Here is a 16690-nt window from a genome sequence, read left to right as displayed (position 1 = left end):
AACTATACACTTTTTTAAAATAAATTAAAGGAAACAGTGAGGTTTTTTCACATCATAATCTGCATGGCCAATTCTGCTCGACTGAAAAAGTATTATAGTATAGAATAAAGGAGAGTTTCATTAAGAAAGGAATGGACCTATGACTGTTCAGCGTTTTATAGCCCTTGTCATTTTACTTATTCCGGTTTTCATTGCCGGTTACGGCATCAAGCTTATGAGAGATACTCTGTTTCAAATATTAAACAGTCCCTACCCTTCCTACTATTTACAATTTTTAGCAGGGATAATCTCTTTGGTGATCGGTGTATGGTTTATTGGAGGGTTTATTTTACACAGAGACCGGAAAAATAATAAAGTAGCCCCTAAATTCCAGAAAAATACAAAATAAAAAAGAGCTGTCTTTTATCAGATGTACTGACAAAAGGCAGCTTTATTATTTTCAGCTTACTTTATGTTCAATCCTTAACTTATCGGCAACCATCGCGATAAATTCAGAATTAGTCGGTTTTGCTTTGGATACATTCACTGTATAACCGAACATCTTGGAGATGGACTCTATGTTGCCTCTGCTCCATGCTACTTCGATCGCATGGCGAATAGCCCGCTCCACACGGCTTGCAGTGGTATTAAACTTCTTTGCAATATCAGGATAAAGCACTTTTGTAATAGATCCGAGCAGTTCTATATCATTATAAACCATCGTAATAGCTTCTCTTAAGTACATATATCCTTTAATATGCGCCGGCACCCCGATCTCATGGATAATGCTCGTAATACTTGCATCCAGGTTCATCGGTTTATTTTCGCGCCTCATATCCGCCGCTGAAGCTGCAGGGCGCTGAATATAGGAATTGCTCTGGTTTCCTGAAACTTCTCTGATTTTATTCATTAAAGTATCCATATCAAAAGGTTTTAAAATGTAATAAGATGCACCCAGATCTACTGCTTTCTTAGTCACATCTTCCTGTCCAAAAGCGGTCAGCATGATGATATTAGGCCGTTTATTTAACTGCATCCCATTGAGCTTTTCCAAAACTGCCAGCCCGTCTAAATGAGGCATAATAATATCAAGAATTAAAACGTCAGGCTCCGTGTCCTCTATTAAATTTAAACATTCCTGTCCATTATAAGCCCTTCCAGCAACTTCCATATCCTCTTGAGAAAGAATATAATCCTCAAGTAAATTGACTAATTCACGGTTGTCGTCGGCCACACAAACTTTAACTTTTTTCACACTAAGTTCCTCCCCGAAATTATGGTTTAAATAACTTAATATTCCTTATTCGACAACACCTTATGAAATCCTTTTAATTATTAGAATTTTTCAAGTTAATCTTTAGTTTACTCTTATTTATTCACGTATACTCCTAAATTCGAGTCTAATCGCTATTAAATACGTATAATGCCTGCTGATTTGTCGAAAATTATTTGGTTGTATTATACCATAATTTATCTGTAAAGACGTCTAAATATTATAAAAAAAGCACCACCTCAGGTGATGCTTTTTTTAACCACTATATTTAACCTGCTTTTTTCGTTTCGTTCTTTTCTAAATCAATTTCTGCATCTTTTAACATCCATTCTATATGGCAGCCGTAACCGGATGTCGGGTCGTTAACAAATACATGTGTCACCGCTCCCACTATACGCCCGTTTTGAATAATAGGACTTCCGCTCATACCCTGGACAATTCCTCCTGTTTTCTCCAAAAGTTCTTCGTCGGTTACTTTTATGACGAGCCCTTTAGTCGCTGGAGACTGCTGAGGGGTACTGCTTATAATTTCAATATTAAAACGTTGTACTTCCTCACCTTCAACAACGGTGTAAATTTCTGCAGGCCCTTCTTCTATTTGGTGAGCTAATCCTATTTCCACTGGATCCATCCATTCTTCGTTACGTGCTTCGTCATGCATCTTTCCAAAAATACCAAAGCTTGTATTTTTAGTAATATTACCTAACACTTTTCTGTCATTAGAAAATCTTGCTAATTTCTCGCCCGGCTCTCCAGTTAATCCTTTTTCAATCGAAGTCACATCCGAGCGGATTATTTCTCCATTCCCTACTTCGATCGGTTCCTTTGTTTCCATATCGGATATGACGTGGCCCAAGGCTCCGTAATTTCCTGATTGCGGTTCGTAGAAAGTCAGTGTCCCTACTCCAGCAGCGGAATCTCTTATAAATAATCCAAGATGAAACCGAGGGTCTCCTTTACCTTTTACGGGAGTAAGCTCTTTTTTCATTATTTTGCCATCCCTCTTTATTTTAAAAGAAATCGGCTTATTCTGTTCGCCCGCTTCCTGAACTAACGGCTGTATATCATTCATACTGCTGATATTAATCCCATTCATTTCTATAATGCTGTCTCCTACACGAATATCTGAAGCTTCTCCAGGAGATACTTTACCTGCATCTGTATCCATTAAATGATGGCCTACTACTAATACTCCATCCGTTTTCACTCTTACTCCAATTGACTGACCGCCGGGAATAACTTTCAATTCAGGGTAAACTGACACATCCATTGCTTTTAATGGCAGCCCTTTTATTCCCATGCTGACGGTGCTTTCTGATGAACTTAACGCTTCCATCACAGGGTTGTCTTCTTTATTTGATATAGCAACAGAAGAATCATCATAATTCAAAACGGACACCGCATTTGGGATATCGTATGTTTGCCCTTCAAAAATTGCAATGTTATGCGGGATCTGGAGATAATTTTGTAAAGGCGGATAGAATGCAGCAGAGAACAAAATAGCAAGGAGAAGTATTCCTGTCGTTTTTCGTACCCATCCAAAGTTCAAACTTATTCACTCTCCTCGTCTCTAACCTTCACCTCCACCATGGCTGTAATACTAATTTTGCCTTTAAACCGATCATTTATAACTTTAAGCAAAGAAAAAAACTAACCTCTTTTGGTTAGTTTTTTCATGGAAAATTCAATTATTTTTTGACCTTTCTGCCTGTTTAAGTAATTCTGTTGCATGCTGCCTGGTCAAATCAGTAATTTCCACACCTGAAATCATCCTGCTGATTTCTTCTGTTTGTTCTTTCAGAGTTAACGGACGCACGCTTGTACTCGTTCTGCCTTTATTCTCACTTTTTGAAATAAAAAGGTGAGTATCTGCCATAGCTGCCACTTGTGGAAGATGAGTAATGCATAAAACTTGCGATCCGATCGATACATGGTGTATTTTTTCAGCAATGGCCTGAGCCACTCTGCCGCTTACTCCGGTATCAACTTCGTCAAAAATAATTGAAGTAACCCCTTCATGGCGGGCGAGAATTGATTTCAGAGCGAGAATCATTCTGGAAATTTCACCGCCAGAAGCAACTTTCGCCAGCGGTTTTAAAGGTTCACCTTTATTTGTGGCGACCATAAAGGAAATAGTGTCCATTCCTGACCGGCTAAAAGGGAAAGATTTCAATAAGTGCTGAACATCTGAAATAAGGCCAGTATTTGGATTTTTAAAATCAATTTCAAAAACAGTGTCCTTCATATACAAGTCCTTGAGCTGTTTTTGTATCGCTTTTTTCAATTTACCGGCATGGTCTTTCCGCAATTTTGTTAAATGCTCTGCTTCTACCACCAAATCTTTTGCAATTGATACAAGTTCATTTTCCCATTCTGCAAGCCGCTGTTCCCGGTTTGTCAAAGTATCAATTTCCTCTTCCAGCGAAGAGGCATATTCCAGGATGTCATTTACCGACTCACCGTATTTTCTTTTTAATTGGCTTAATTCACTCAACCTGGCTTCAATAATATTTAAACGGTCAGGGTCAAACTCAATATTTTCGTAGTAGTCCCTTAAAGAGAAAGACGTTTCTTCAAGGAGATAATAACAGTTTGTGACCGTTTCTTTAAGTGTATGTAAATTCTCATCCAGCGCTGCCGCTTCTTCAATCTGATTCATTGCAGCCATTATCCACTCCAGACCCTTGCCGTCTCCGTATAAAGACTCGTAGGTCCCATGGACAGTTCTGTACAGCTCTTCACTATTATCCAGCCGTTTTTTTTCTTCTTCCAACGCTTCGTCTTCATTAGCCTGTAAAGCAGCTTTTTCAATTTCATTGTACTGGTACTGAATCAGGTCCAGCCGCTGAGCCATTTGCTGTTCATTTTCTGTAATTTGAAGAAGCTGTTCCCGCTTTTTTAAAAATTGCTGATAAAGCCTTTCATACTCTTTCTTAGGCTTATCAAGAGACGATTCGGCATAACGATCCAAAAAGGAAAGGTGCTTATCCGCCTGAAGTAATTTCTGGTGCTCGTGCTGACCATGAATATCAACAAGCATCTGTCCCACTTCCCTTAATACCGCTAAAGTAATAAGCTTCCCGTTAACCCGGCAGATGCTCTTGCCCTGGGTAGTAATTTCACGGCGCAATACAACCGTTTCTTCCTCCTCAGGCCTGATCCCCAATTCAGCCAGCAAGTCAGATAATTCACTGGACACAGATGACTCCACTGAAAATAAACCTTCTATTTCTGCCCGTTTACTTCCATGACGGACGAAATCAACTGATCCTCTGCCGCCGATCAGCAGTCCTATCGCGTCAATAATAATCGATTTTCCAGCACCTGTTTCACCCGTTAGAACAGTCAGCCCTTCGTCAAAGGAGACAGACACTTCATCTATAATTGCAAAATTCCGAATTGATAATTCCATCAACATTCTATTCACCTTCTTAAACTGGGTTGTCGATGCTGAGTCATTTATAGCATTTGTAAGAATTTCTCACTAATTGGTTCCGTATCCTTTTCATCACGGCAGATAATCAGGATAGTATCATCTCCGCTTATATTTCCCATTATTTCTTCCCAGTCTAAATTATCAATTAACGCTCCTACGGCATTCGCATTCCCGGGCAGCGTTTTTAATATAATCATGTTATTCGTATGGTCGATAGACACAAATGAATCCATGAGGGCCCTCTTTAATTTTTGAAGAGGGTTAAACCTTTGATCTGACGGTAAGCTGTATTTATATCTGCCATCTATCATAGGAACTTTTACAAGATGCAGTTCTTTAATATCTCTGCTCACAGTCGCCTGAGTGACATTATAACCGGCAGACCTTAACTGATCAACGAGATGATCCTGAGTTTCTACATCCTGATTGGCAATAATTTCTCTGATTTTAATATGTCTCTGTCCTTTATTCATAAATGCTTTTCCTCCACTAATTGTTGTTGTTTCCTAACTGTTATTATAAAGGATGCCTTATAAATATACAATTCATGTATAATACAAATTAGTGAACATGGTCACAGGATGCCGCTTACATAGTTGTTTTCCTTTAACCTCCTTCATTAAACATCCTGTTAGTTTTGCCCATAAAAAAGAGGCAGTCCGATAAAGCCTTCTGCCTCAAATTCCTGGCTATTGGTGCGCGCGGGAAACAACCTCTTTAATTTCCTCTTCCGAAAGTTCTTTACCTGGTTCATTAGTGCCGCATAAATGAATCAGAAATTCAATATTTCCTTCTCCTCCACGGATAGGGGAGGAAGTCAGCCCTTTAACTGAATAATTTAATTGTTCACAGTAACGGACCATTTCTTCAACTACTTTAAGATGAATCTTTTTATCTCTAATAATTCCCTTTTTCCCGACCTCATCCCGTCCGGCTTCAAATTGGGGTTTGATTAAAGCGGCAATTTGGCCGTCTTCTGCCAGAATCTTTTTTAATACAGGAAGAATTAATTTTAATGAGATAAAGGAGACATCTATAGTTGCAAAGTCAGGCACGCCTTTAATAAAATGTTCTGGCTCAGCATACCTGAAGTTCGTTCTTTCCATTACTATCACGCGTTCGTCCTGCCTTAATTTCCAGGCAAGCTGGTTATACCCGACATCCAGGGCATAAACGAGACGTGCCCCTTCCTGAAGGGCACAGTCCGTAAAACCTCCTGTTGAAGCGCCGATATCAAGCATAACTTTATCCGTTAAGTCGAGTCCGAATGCCTCAATGGCCCGCTTGAGTTTTAAGCCTCCGCGGCCCACATAAGGCAAAGCCTGGCCTTTTAACCTGAGTTCTGTATCAGCACTGACTTTTGTACCCGGCTTGTCTATTCTTTCACCGTCCGCCAGCACTAATCCAGCCATTATTGTCCGTTTTGCCTTCTCACGCGTTTCAATTAAGCCTTTTTCCACAAGTAATACATCTATACGCTCTTTTTTCATAAGATTATGCCCGCTGCCTCTTTCTGGGAAGCATCTGTTCCACGGCAGATGCGACATTCTGGGAAGTTAACCCGATTTCTTCAAGCAATTGCGGCACACTGCCGTGCTCAATATACCTGTCCGGGATGCCCATGCGTTCTACTACCATCGAATGGAAATGGTTTTCATGGAAATACTCCAGTACCGCACTGCCAAACCCGCCCAGTAATGCCGTTTCTTCTAAAGTCAGCACAGGGCGTTCCTGTTTGGCCAGTTCCGTCAGTTTGGCATCATCCAATGGTTTAATTGACCGGGCATTTACTATTTCAACATTAATCCCTTTTTTCTCAAGCTGTTCAGCAGCTTCCATTGCTACAGGGATCATCGTACCAAAAGTAAGAATAGACAAGTCGCTTCCTTCTTTTAGAACTTCCCATTCTCCTAAAGGAATTTGTTTCAGCTCTTCATCCATTTTCACTCCAAAACCGCCCCCTCTCGGGTAACGGACTGCAATAGGTCCATCATCGTGCATGACACCAGTATAAATCATGTGCTGCAGTTCATTTTCATCTTTAGGATTAAGTATTTTCATATTTGGAAGGTGCCGTAAATATGAAATATCAAATACTCCCTGATGCGTTTCACCGTCCGCTCCAACCAGGCCTGCTCTGTCAACAGCAAAGAATACATTCAGGTTTTGGCGGCAGACATCGTGTACCAGCTGGTCATACCCCCGCTGCAGGAATGTTGAATAAACTGCAAACACAGGTTTCATCCCCTGAGTGGCTAACCCTGCAGACATTGTAGTGGCATGCTGTTCAGCTATCCCTACATCATACATACGATCGGGAAACTCAGCAGCGAATGTATCGAGTTTTGTGCCCCCGGGCATTGCCGCTGTAATCGCTACGACCCGTTTATCATCTTTAGCAATTCGTTTAAGTGTATTAGCAAATACGCCGCTGTAGCTTGGAGGCCCGGGTTTTTTCACGACTTCGCCTGATTCAATTTTGTATGGACCAAGGCCGTGCCATGTCCCTTTCGCATCATTTTCTGCAGGGGCGTAGCCTTTACCCTTTTTCGTAATAACATGGACAAGCACAGGACCTTTCGTTTTGTTTGCGTAAGTAATATTACTCTTTAAATCCTCAAGATCATGACCGTCAACAGGACCTAAATAAGTAAATCCCAGTTCTTCGAAAAACATTCCTGAAACAAGTAAATATTTTAAGCTGTCTTTAACCCGCTCTGCCGTTGCAGCAAGCCTGCCTCCAAAAGCAGGGATTTTCTTAATGAGCATTTCCAGATCATCTTTTGCCCTTTGGTACTTACCTGCTGTCCTCATGCGGCCGAGCATTGTATTAATTGCCCCTACGTTTGGAGCGATCGACATTTCATTATCATTTAATATGACAACCATGTCAGTTTGTTCATGCCCAATATGGTTAAGCGCTTCCAATGCCATACCTCCGGTTAAAGCACCGTCGCCAATCACAGGTATAACACTTTCATCAGTACCCTTTAAGTCTCTGGCAAGGGCCATGCCCATTGCTGCGGACAACGAGGTTGAACTGTGGCCTGTTTCCCAAACGTCATGTATGCTTTCAGAGCGTTTCGGAAAACCGCACAGGCCTTGATACTGGCGAAGCTTGTCGAACTGGCCTGCTCTGCCAGTCAAAATTTTATGAACGTATGCCTGGTGGCCCACATCCCAAATAAACTTGTCTTTCGGACTTTCAAATAATTGGTGAAGAACAAGCGTCAGTTCTACCACTCCAAGGTTCGGCCCCAGATGTCCTCCTGTAGAAGAAAGGTTTTTAATTAAAAAACTTCTGATCTCTTCAGCAAGGTCTTCCAGATCTTTGTTGCTGCATTCTTTTAAAAAGGTAGGTTCTTTTATGCTTAGCAAATCCAAGAAAAACCCTCACTTTCTGTTATTTTTTGATATTTTTCTTCTTTTTTCGTTTATTTCCTTTAAAAATAGTTATTCTCAATTTTACCTCTAAAAAGTAAAATAATCTACCCACATAGGCAATGATCTCTGTAGAATATTGTATGGCCAAGGTTTTACCGACAGATTTCCCGCCGACAGTGAGGGCTGCTACTACGCTGGTAAACAGCACAGAGATAACAAACTGTACTGTGGATCCTTCTCCATAACCCATTTGCAAAGCAAGGTGAAGAACGACATATGCTGAAGCTGTACCACTGATTATACCCGCAATATCCCCAATGACATCATTTGTAAAATTGGAAAAACGATCTGCATTTCTCGTAATTAACATAGCCTGTTTTGCCCCTTGAACTTTTTCGGAGGCCATAGCGTGAAACGGCTTTTCATCTGCTGCAGTGGCCGCTACTCCTATCGTGTCGGAAACGACCCCTGTCAATACGATAACAAAGACAATCAGCATGCCTGCCCCCCATGCTACACCGCTCAGCAGGGCAGTGGAGACAATTGAAAAAATAGCCGCCAGCACAAAGGTGATAACGGCTATAATTAAACTCCAGTGCAATGATTTTTTCATTGAATTTCTCATCTATAATCAACGTCTTTCTGCTTATAAAGATTAACATGCGGCCTTTGTTTTATTTAATTGAAATTTCTGAACAAACACTGTTCTCTTCCATATAAATTATACCCTGTTTCCTAATATGTAAACGGCGAGTGGTCATTCAAAGAGTAAAAACTGCGTCTTAGGTCCAGTAGGTTTTCCCAAGCGGATACTCCCGCGTCGCCGCGGGGGCGGTTTCCCTTTAAACCCGCCTTGGCGCTGTCGCCAGGCGCCAGACTGGATTACCACTTAGAACGCACTATAATCCCCTTTAAATGTCCTGTGGAACAGTCTAGGAGTTTTCCTCGGCAGTTCTTATACATTCTCTATCCTCTTTTGCAGAAATGATTTCATATGGATGATTGCTATACAACCTAGCATCCATAATCCCCTCACTTTCCACTCAAGGCAGGCTACGCTGCTCACAAGTTCCCATACTTGCGAATGCAGGTTCATACCCTTACACATAGCCGCCGCCGGGTGCGGGACCACATGGAAGGGCCTCCGCGGCTGCAGGGTCATCGCCCACATGCCATTGTGGATCGCCCTACAGCCTTTACTCCCAGTCAGGACCCAAGGCTGGGCGCCTCAAGCCAAGACTAGGAACTTCATCGATGTGCCCTTTAGCGGATTTTTAGGCCCGCTTTCGAGAATGGAGAACCGACTAGAATACTGCACCACTCACCTAAATAATTATACCATGTTTGCACAGGTCAGACAACTTGCAGGCCTTTGTCAGTTGAGCCATTAATTCTCAGATCTTAGTTGCTTCTCGTCCCGATATAATCGGCCAGCTCTTTAAGGATTGTTTTGTCCATATTCACCTGTTCGAGGTGGGACTTGGCTTTATCCAAATGGTAAGCTAACTTTTCTTTTGCTTGATTTAAGCCTAATATTTTCGGATACGTATTTTTATCGTTCGTTTCATCGCTTCCTGTCGGCTTTCCTATCTTTTCCTCATCACCCTCTACATCGAGCAGATCATCTTTAATTTGGAAAGCTAAACCAAGATGTTTCCCAAAAAACTTAAGCTCTTCGACTTCTTTGTCGGTAGCATTTGAAAGTATCGCGCCGCATTCAAGTGAAAGAGCCAAAAGATCTCCAGTTTTTCTGTGGTGGATCTGCTGCAGCTGCTCTAATTCCAGCTCTTCTCCTTCAGCTTCCATATCTTCCACCTGTCCGCCAACCATCCCTGAAGGCCCCGCAGCCTCAGAAATGATACTTACGAGCTTTATTTTTTCTTTATAATCCACATCTTTTAAGTCTGCCACCACTTTAAAGCTGTGAGTTAATAATCCATCCCCGGCGAGAATTGCAAGAGCTTCCCCGAAAATTTTATGGTTTGTCGGCTTGCCTCTCCGCATATCGTCATCATCCATAGCAGGCAAATCATCATGAATAAGTGAGTATGTATGGATCATTTCAATTGCACATGCAACCTTATAGCCGGATTCGCTGACGTTACCAAACCCGTGCATAGTAGCGAGAAGCAGGACAGGCCGGATTCTTTTCCCTCCAGCTTCCAATGAATAGATCATTGCTTCTTTCAAAGAAGCAGGAGCATTCAGCTGCTCAATAAAAGATATTAACCTTTTGTCTATTTCCTGTTTTTCATTTTGGATGAATTGATGCATAGATAATGGCCTCTTCACAGGTTTACGACTCCTCTTCCACTTGAAAAGTACTAATTTCTCCATCTTCCGAAAGCACTTCGGTCATCTGCTTTTCAACCTTCTGCAACCGGTCATGACACTCCTTGGACAGCTTCATCCCTTCCTGGAACATCGAAATAGCTTCCTCTAAAGGGACATCGCCTTTTTCCAGCTTTTCGACGAGTTCTTCCAGGCTCTTCATTGATTCTTCAAAAGTTAAAGTTTCTTTCTCATTCATTTATAATTCCTCCATCATTCATATTCTTCCCCGGTAATTGGCTTTTAACTTCACACTGGAGTTTTCCATCCGCCAGTTGAACGGACAAGCTGGAATGTACAGGAGCCTGATTAATATGCTTGACAAGCTTATTTTCTTCATCATATACAAGACTGTATCCTCGCTCCATTATCTTTAAGGGACTTAAAACGTCCAGTTTGGATATCTGGAGAGAGAGACGATGCTTCTGTTCTTTTATTTGTTCTGAGACGCCTCTTTTTAAAGCCTCTTCCAACTGGCTGAGCTGCTTTGCCTCCTGTCTGACTCTGTCTTCAGGGTGTAAAGAAACTAAGCGCTGGTTCAGCCTTTCCAGCTGATCTTTTTTCTTATCCAGCAGTCTCCCCGACTCTCTTAAAAGTGCTTCATGGACTCTGTCCAAATCCTGTTCTTTCTGTTCAAGCAATTGTTTAGGATAACGAAAAGCATAAGAGCGTGTTAAAAATGACAAGCGTTCTTTTTGCTGATTCATGAGTGTTTTCATCGCCCGCGTCAACCGGACTTTCCTCTCATAAACATGAGTCAGCAGTTCTTTTATATCAGGTACAGCAAGTTCAGCCGCTGCCGTAGGAGTAGGAGCCCGTAAATCTGCAACAAAATCACTTATAGTAATATCAGTTTCATGTCCGACAGCCGATATAATTGGAAGTTCAGACCGGAAAATAGCTTCAGCAACGACTTCCTCATTAAACGCCCATAACTCTTCAAGAGAGCCGCCTCCTCTTCCGGAAATAATTACATCGAACCGTCCGGCTTCGTTTGCTTGCCTGATCGCCCGGGCAATTGATTCAGGGGCATCAGGACCCTGAACCAATACTGGCAATAAAGTGACTTTAGCAAGCGGGTAACGGCGTTTCAAAGTGGTAATAATATCTCTTACTGCTGCTCCTGTTGGAGAGGTAATAACAGCTATTGAGTTTGGTACCGCAGGAACCTGCTTTTTTTTCTCCTTGGCAAAATAACCGGCCATTTCCAGCTTTTTCTTTAGTCTTTCAAATGCGAGGTAAAGATTTCCTATGCCATCCGGCTGCATTTCTTTAACATAAAACTGATATTGGCCATAGGGCTCATAGACAGATATATCCCCGCGTACGAGCACACGCATTCCGTCTTCAGGCAGAAACTTCAGAAAGCGGTTATTCCCTGCGAACATCACAGACTGCACTCTTGATTTCTGGTCTTTTAATGTAAAGTACATATGTCCGCGGCTATGGCGCTTAAAATTCGAGATCTCAGCCCGGATCCATACGTTCTGCAGGCCCGCTTCTCTATCAAGAAGCTGCTTAATTTTCTGGGTTAAATCACTTACAGTCAAAAAGTTATGATTCATTACAGCGGCCCCTTATTCAACAGTTCTTTTCGCTGATAATATTGTATTATGTAACAGCATCGTAATAGTCATCGGCCCGACCCCGCCCGGCACAGGCGTTATATAAGAAGCTACTTCTTTGGCATGGTTAAAGTCCACATCGCCAATCAGTTTACCTTCGTCATTTCTGTTGACTCCAACATCAATAACGACAGCGCCTTCTTTAATATCTTCTGCAGTGATAAAGTGAGCCTTGCCTACAGCAACGACGAGAATATCAGCTGATCGTGTGATCTCTCTCATATTTTTAGTGCGGGAATGGCAATAAGTGACAGTGGCGTTTTCATTTAATAACAGCTGGCCTACCGGTTTACCTACAATATTACTGCGCCCTACCACTACTACATGTTTGCCTTCTATATCTATTTGTTTGGATTTAATCATTTCAACTATTCCGAATGGCGTACAAGGCAAAAATGCCTCCTGACCGATCATCATTCGTCCAATATTGATAGGATGAAAACCATCAACGTCTTTTTCAGGATCAATGGCTTCTATGACTTTCTTTTCAGATATATGATCCGGTAGCGGCAGCTGGACAAGGATTCCGTGAATATGATCAGCTTTATTTAACTGATCAATTTTTTCAAGCAAATCCGATTCAGAAATAGTGTCCGGTACTTCGTCCAGTTCTGAATGAATCCCTGTTTCTTTACACGCCCGCTGCTTTGCACGTACATAGGATTGGGATGCCGGATCTTCACCTGCAAGAATGACAGCAAGGCCAGGTGTCACTCCTTTTTCTTTAAGAAGATCTGTTTCCTTTTTCATTTCCATTCTCTTTTCCTGTGCAAGTTCTTTACCTGAAATGACTATTGCAGACATAAAGACTCCCCCTTGGCATTTTTATAAAAAACTGAATTCACCTGTTTCCCGCTGGAAAAGCAGGCACTTAAACACTGGTGTCTTCAGCTTTCAAGCATTTTTGCTATGTTTGACAGAACACCATTTGCGAATTTACCTGGTTCTTCTTCTCCTGTGAACCCTTTAGCTAAGTCAATTGCTTCGTTAATACTTACATTAACAGGTATGTCATTTTCATATTTCATTTCGTAAACAGCCATTCGTAAAATAGCCCGGTCCACTCTGGAAATCCTGGAAAGCGTCCAATGTTCCAAAGCTCCCTGTATCAATCTGTCTATTTCTTCTAAATGGGTAGTTGTACCTTTAACCAGGGATTCGAAAAAAGGATTATTCCTGTAATCCTCTTCATCTTCTTCCAATACAGATGCCATCGCCTCCGCAGGTGAGACCTCTGTCATTTCGATCTGGTATAAAGCCTGTACAGTTCTGATTCTTGCTAATCTGCGGTTCATTAAAATTTCTCCTTTTATTGCACCAAATGTGCAAGATGGTACGATCTTACTTATCATTATTACTTCTTTATAGTATGCCCTCTTAGATGATAGCATATCTTTTATGCCGAATACAGAATATCCAAATATATGCCCTCAGAAAAAAAGCGCCTCAAAAGCTTATCACTTTTGAGGCATCCTTTTTATGTCCCTTGTTCCTTCTTTGGTGCTTCAGATTCATTTTTATCTTCAAAGTGCACACCCACCACGTGAACATCAACAGATAAAACGTTTATAGCTGTCATATTCTTTAAAGTCTGCACAATATTTTCCTGGACTTTATGACAGACGTCCGGAATAGAAACCCCGTAATTTGTAATGAGAAAGACTTCTATATTTACACCGTCATCCCCCAGGTCAACTTTCACGCCTTTTCCATGAGAACTTTTTCTGCCTAATCTTTCTGCGACTCCGGAAGCAAAGTTTCCCCGAAGCATGGCAACGCCATCAAGCTCTGATGCTGCAATTCCTGCGATTATTTCTATCACCTCAGGAGAAATTTCAACTTTCCCTAAATCGCTTTTATCTTCCGACATATGAATTAAATGATTTTCCGACATATTGATCCCCCTTCTATCAGTTAATTGTCTTCCTCTTTTAACGAATAAGTTTCTAAAAATTTTGTATTAAAATCGCCCCCGACAAACACTTCGTGATTAAAAAGGCGTAAATGAAACGGAATGGTTGTATCAACCCCGTCTATTACAAATTCTTCGAGGGCTCTTTTCATTTTTGCCATAGCCTCTTTCCGGTCTTTTCCGTACGTAATGACTTTAGCTATCATTGAATCATAGTAAGGAGTAATTGTATACCCGGGGAAGGCCGCACTGTCCACCCTTACTCCCAAGCCTCCAGGAGGCAGATACATCGTAATCTTTCCTGGCGAAGGGATAAAGTTTTTATCCGGATTCTCTGCATTAATACGGCATTCAATAGCCCACCCGTTAAAGGTGATCTCATCTTGAGTATAGGAAAGCTTTTCTCCTGAAGCAACTAAAAGTTGTTCTTTAATAATGTCTATTCCAGTAACCATTTCAGTTACAGGATGTTCAACTTGAATTCTTGTATTCATTTCCATAAAGTAAAATTTCTTTTCTATATGGTCGTATATAAACTCAATTGTCCCTGCCCCTGTATATTCTACAGCTTGAGCAGCACGGACAGCAGCCTGTCCCATTTCCTCCCGGATATTCTGGTCCAAAGCAGGGGAAGGCGTTTCCTCTACCAGTTTTTGCAATCTCCGCTGAATTGTACAATCCCGTTCACCCAAATGGATGACGTTTCCGTGGGAATCTGCTAATACCTGAATTTCTACGTGACGAAAATCTTCAATGTATTTTTCAAGATAGACACCTGGATTTCCGAAATTAGCCTGTGCTTCTTTCTGGGTAACGGAAATACCTTTACGAAGCTCACTCTCATTATGAGCAACCCGTATTCCTTTTCCTCCGCCTCCCGCAGTTGCTTTAATTATCACGGGGTATCCGATCTCTTCAGCTATTTTCACCCCGTCATCAGGGGTTTCAATAATCCCTTTAGAGCCTGGAACAACCGGAACTCCTGCTTTTTTCATCACCGTTCTAGCGACATCTTTAGTTCCCATCTGGCTGATTGCCCACGGGCTCGGACCGATAAACGTGATGTTGCACGCCGCGCATATTTCTGCAAAATCGGCGTTTTCTGCTAAAAAACCATAGCCAGGATGGATTCCATCTACTTCCGTTAAAGTTGCTACACTCATAATGTTTGTAAAATTAAGGTAACTGGATGCGGCAGATACAGGGCCAATACAATATGCTTCATCTGCCATCCTGACATGAAGCGCATCATGATCTGCTTCTGAATAAACCGCTACTGTTTCGATATCCAGCTCTTTACAAGCACGTATAATTCGGACTGCTATTTCTCCCCTGTTTGCAACAAGAACTTTTTTTAACATGGACGTCATCTCCTACTCCGGCTTCACTAAGAACAGTTCCTGGCCGTATTCTACTAATTGCCCATTCTCTACAAGGATATCGACAATCTCGCCGTTTACTTCAGATTCAATTTCGTTCATAAGCTTCATTGCTTCAACTATACAAACGACACTTTCCTGGTTCACCTTGTCTCCTTTTTTAACATAAGCAGAAGAATCAGGGGAAGGTGCTTCATAAAAAGTCCCTACCATCGGCGATGTAATCGTATGTAAATTTTCATCAGGCTCTGCCGTTTTCTCATCATTCTTTGCAGCTGGTTCAGAAGCGGCTGGTTTTTCTACTGCTTCCTGCTTCACAGGCGACTCTGCCTGAGGCACTTCAGACGGTATGGGTTTTACTGGCTCTGCCAGGGAAACGTTCTGACTGAGTGGCTGTTCAGAATATTTTTTCATAGTTACTTTCGAGCCGTTTTGCTCAAATTTAAATTCGTCAATACTTGATTCATCAATTAGCTTAATTAATTCACGTATTTCCTGAATTTTCATCATACTCCACACTCCATTCATAATTTTTAAGCTCTGTTGAAGACGTGTTGTTTTTAATATACGGTACACTTTGAACCAGCAGGGAGCTTTATCTGCATTTATTCCGGCTTATCCAGGGCTTGCTAAGCAGTCGCTCACTTTTCAGCTGGAAGCGTCAAAAGTGTTGTACATTTAGTAAAGCCAACATGCAATTAAATCTGCTAAATTTTTAAATAATGATTATAAAAGTTGGAAAATTCCATCTACTTAAGGCATGTCTTATGACGTAGTCCTAAAAAATATGCTACCGCAAATCTTAGTAAATGGGAACCTTTTTTTATCTGGTTCCTGGCTGTCCCCCGACAGATCAGGAAAAGCCCTCCTTGCCAGGCAGCTGGTACGGAAGAATTCCTTTCAGAAAGTTATTCTTCCGTAATTTTATACTCTCTGAATACTGGAAAGTCTGAAAGGTTCTCAGGAATTTTTCCATTTTCCATAAGTATAATTTTAACAGTATTTTTATTTCTTGCCATGTGATACTTTTCATTATACTCGTTTTCAGCAGTAAATTTCTTTAAACTCTGATAATCTTCCTCCTGAATTGAGACAGGCTCTCCATCCCCTGCTTCCTCTTCCGATTGTTTATAACCGACATCAAATTCAACGATCTGGATTTTGTCATTTTTTATATTTCTCGTTTGTTCTAAAACAGCTTTTGCACCTTCAGTAAGTTCTGACCATTCCATTCAAATCTCTCCTTAGAAAATCAATTACTTAAAATTTTTATTCAATTGGGTATTATACCACCTGCTGAGACAAAAATCATTTTTTCCTTTAACTAACATATACTTTCACTCTTCCCTTGCCAACCCCACGTTAATCAGC

Annotated in this window: 17 protein-coding genes; 1 reads left to right on the top strand and 16 read right to left on the bottom strand. The window is 41.3% G+C overall.

The window, feature by feature from the left end:
• Nucleotides 1-139: 139 nt before the first annotated feature.
• Nucleotides 140-388 carry a DUF2627 domain-containing protein gene (locus K8O68_RS18335; RefSeq protein ID WP_230898217.1) on the top strand — a complete coding sequence of 83 codons (249 nt, stop codon included), beginning with the start codon at nt 140-142 and terminating at the stop codon, nt 386-388.
• A gap of 51 nt (nt 389-439) precedes the next feature.
• On the opposite strand, the gene spo0A is transcribed toward K8O68_RS18335, so the two are convergent.
• The 16 genes from spo0A to K8O68_RS18255 form a co-directional block, all read right to left on the bottom strand.
• Nucleotides 440-1234 carry a sporulation transcription factor Spo0A gene (gene spo0A / locus K8O68_RS18330; protein WP_093047278.1) on the bottom strand — a complete coding sequence of 265 codons (795 nt, stop codon included), beginning with the start codon at nt 1232-1234 and terminating at the stop codon, nt 440-442.
• 286 nt (nt 1235-1520) lie between these two features.
• On the bottom strand, nt 1521-2801 hold the full coding sequence (gene spoIVB / locus K8O68_RS18325; protein ID WP_230898216.1) for a SpoIVB peptidase: 1281 nt from the start codon (nt 2799-2801) through the stop codon (nt 1521-1523).
• Between the two features lie 135 nt (nt 2802-2936).
• Nucleotides 2937-4670, bottom strand: a complete 1734-nt coding sequence (gene recN / locus K8O68_RS18320; protein ID WP_230898215.1) for a DNA repair protein RecN — start codon at nt 4668-4670, stop codon at nt 2937-2939.
• A 41-nt stretch (nt 4671-4711) separates the two neighbouring features.
• Nucleotides 4712-5161 (bottom strand): transcriptional regulator AhrC/ArgR, encoded by a 450-nt coding sequence (gene ahrC, locus K8O68_RS18315; RefSeq protein ID WP_093047281.1) that lies wholly within the window; start codon nt 5159-5161, stop codon nt 4712-4714.
• Between the two features lie 216 nt (nt 5162-5377).
• On the bottom strand, nt 5378-6178 hold the full coding sequence (locus K8O68_RS18310; protein WP_230898214.1) for a TlyA family RNA methyltransferase: 801 nt from the start codon (nt 6176-6178) through the stop codon (nt 5378-5380).
• A 4-nt stretch (nt 6179-6182) separates the two neighbouring features.
• Nucleotides 6183-8072, bottom strand: a complete 1890-nt coding sequence (gene dxs / locus K8O68_RS18305) for a 1-deoxy-D-xylulose-5-phosphate synthase (protein ID WP_093047283.1) — start codon at nt 8070-8072, stop codon at nt 6183-6185.
• Nucleotides 8073-8091: 19 nt separating this feature from the next.
• Entirely contained in the window at nt 8092-8697 is a 606-nt protein-coding gene (locus tag K8O68_RS18300; RefSeq protein ID WP_230898213.1) for a CNNM metal transporter family protein, read from the bottom strand.
• A 776-nt stretch (nt 8698-9473) separates the two neighbouring features.
• Complete coding sequence (locus K8O68_RS18295) at nt 9474-10346, bottom strand: polyprenyl synthetase family protein (protein ID WP_230898212.1); 873 nt, start codon at nt 10344-10346, stop codon at nt 9474-9476.
• A 22-nt stretch (nt 10347-10368) separates the two neighbouring features.
• Complete coding sequence (locus K8O68_RS18290; protein WP_230898211.1) at nt 10369-10602, bottom strand: exodeoxyribonuclease VII small subunit; 234 nt, start codon at nt 10600-10602, stop codon at nt 10369-10371.
• Nucleotides 10595-11968: an exodeoxyribonuclease VII large subunit gene (gene xseA / locus K8O68_RS18285; RefSeq protein WP_230898210.1), complete on the bottom strand. Its 1374-nt coding sequence runs from the start codon at nt 11966-11968 to the stop codon at nt 10595-10597. The genes K8O68_RS18290 and xseA overlap by 8 nt, the downstream gene beginning before the upstream one ends.
• 12 nt (nt 11969-11980) lie before the next feature.
• A complete protein-coding gene (gene folD, locus K8O68_RS18280) occupies nt 11981-12832 on the bottom strand; it encodes a bifunctional methylenetetrahydrofolate dehydrogenase/methenyltetrahydrofolate cyclohydrolase FolD (protein WP_230898209.1) in 852 nt (283 codons plus the stop codon).
• Nucleotides 12833-12915: 83 nt separating this feature from the next.
• Nucleotides 12916-13323, bottom strand: coding sequence for a transcription antitermination factor NusB (nusB, locus tag K8O68_RS18275; RefSeq protein ID WP_230898208.1), 408 nt, complete (start codon nt 13321-13323; stop codon nt 12916-12918).
• Nucleotides 13324-13505: 182 nt separating this feature from the next.
• A complete protein-coding gene (locus K8O68_RS18270; RefSeq protein WP_230898207.1) occupies nt 13506-13922 on the bottom strand; it encodes an Asp23/Gls24 family envelope stress response protein in 417 nt (138 codons plus the stop codon).
• A gap of 20 nt (nt 13923-13942) precedes the next feature.
• The gene (gene accC, locus K8O68_RS18265; RefSeq protein WP_230898206.1) at nt 13943-15301 is read right to left on the bottom strand and encodes an acetyl-CoA carboxylase biotin carboxylase subunit; all 1359 of its coding nucleotides are present in this window, start codon (nt 15299-15301) and stop codon (nt 13943-13945) included.
• A 12-nt stretch (nt 15302-15313) separates the two neighbouring features.
• Nucleotides 15314-15829: an acetyl-CoA carboxylase biotin carboxyl carrier protein gene (gene accB / locus K8O68_RS18260; RefSeq protein ID WP_230898205.1), complete on the bottom strand. Its 516-nt coding sequence runs from the start codon at nt 15827-15829 to the stop codon at nt 15314-15316.
• 398 nt (nt 15830-16227) lie between these two features.
• Nucleotides 16228-16551, bottom strand: coding sequence for a hypothetical protein (locus K8O68_RS18255; RefSeq protein WP_230898204.1), 324 nt, complete (start codon nt 16549-16551; stop codon nt 16228-16230).
• Nucleotides 16552-16690: the final 139 nt, after the last annotated feature.

It is taken from the genome of Salipaludibacillus sp. CUR1 (assembly GCF_021028955.1).
Lineage (GTDB): Bacteria > Bacillota > Bacilli > Bacillales > Salisediminibacteriaceae > Salipaludibacillus.
The sequence above is the reverse complement of the archived record's forward strand: the minus strand, read 5'-3'. Positions and strand labels throughout refer to the sequence as shown.

Excerpts from the sequence above, each read along its gene's own strand:
- K8O68_RS18300 (WP_230898213.1), bottom strand. The coding sequence starts at position 8,697 with ATGAGAAATTCAATGAAAAAATCATTGCACTGGAGTTTAATTATAGCC.
- K8O68_RS18270 (WP_230898207.1), bottom strand. The coding sequence starts at position 13,922 with ATGTCGGAAAATCATTTAATTCATATGTCGGAAGATAAAAGCGATTTA.
- nusB (WP_230898208.1), bottom strand. The coding sequence starts at position 13,323 with ATGAACCGCAGATTAGCAAGAATCAGAACTGTACAGGCTTTATACCAG.
- K8O68_RS18290 (WP_230898211.1), bottom strand. The coding sequence starts at position 10,602 with ATGAATGAGAAAGAAACTTTAACTTTTGAAGAATCAATGAAGAGCCTG.
- recN (WP_230898215.1), bottom strand. The coding sequence starts at position 4,670 with ATGTTGATGGAATTATCAATTCGGAATTTTGCAATTATAGATGAAGTG.
- K8O68_RS18295 (WP_230898212.1), bottom strand. The coding sequence starts at position 10,346 with ATGCATCAATTCATCCAAAATGAAAAACAGGAAATAGACAAAAGGTTA.
- K8O68_RS18310 (WP_230898214.1), bottom strand. The coding sequence starts at position 6,178 with ATGAAAAAAGAGCGTATAGATGTATTACTTGTGGAAAAAGGCTTAATT.
- folD (WP_230898209.1), bottom strand. The coding sequence starts at position 12,832 with ATGTCTGCAATAGTCATTTCAGGTAAAGAACTTGCACAGGAAAAGAGA.
- ahrC (WP_093047281.1), bottom strand. The coding sequence starts at position 5,161 with ATGAATAAAGGACAGAGACATATTAAAATCAGAGAAATTATTGCCAAT.
- K8O68_RS18255 (WP_230898204.1), bottom strand. The coding sequence starts at position 16,551 with ATGGAATGGTCAGAACTTACTGAAGGTGCAAAAGCTGTTTTAGAACAA.
- accC (WP_230898206.1), bottom strand. The coding sequence starts at position 15,301 with ATGTTAAAAAAAGTTCTTGTTGCAAACAGGGGAGAAATAGCAGTCCGA.
- xseA (WP_230898210.1), bottom strand. The coding sequence starts at position 11,968 with ATGAATCATAACTTTTTGACTGTAAGTGATTTAACCCAGAAAATTAAG.
- K8O68_RS18335 (WP_230898217.1), top strand. The coding sequence starts at position 140 with ATGACTGTTCAGCGTTTTATAGCCCTTGTCATTTTACTTATTCCGGTT.
- accB (WP_230898205.1), bottom strand. The coding sequence starts at position 15,829 with ATGATGAAAATTCAGGAAATACGTGAATTAATTAAGCTAATTGATGAA.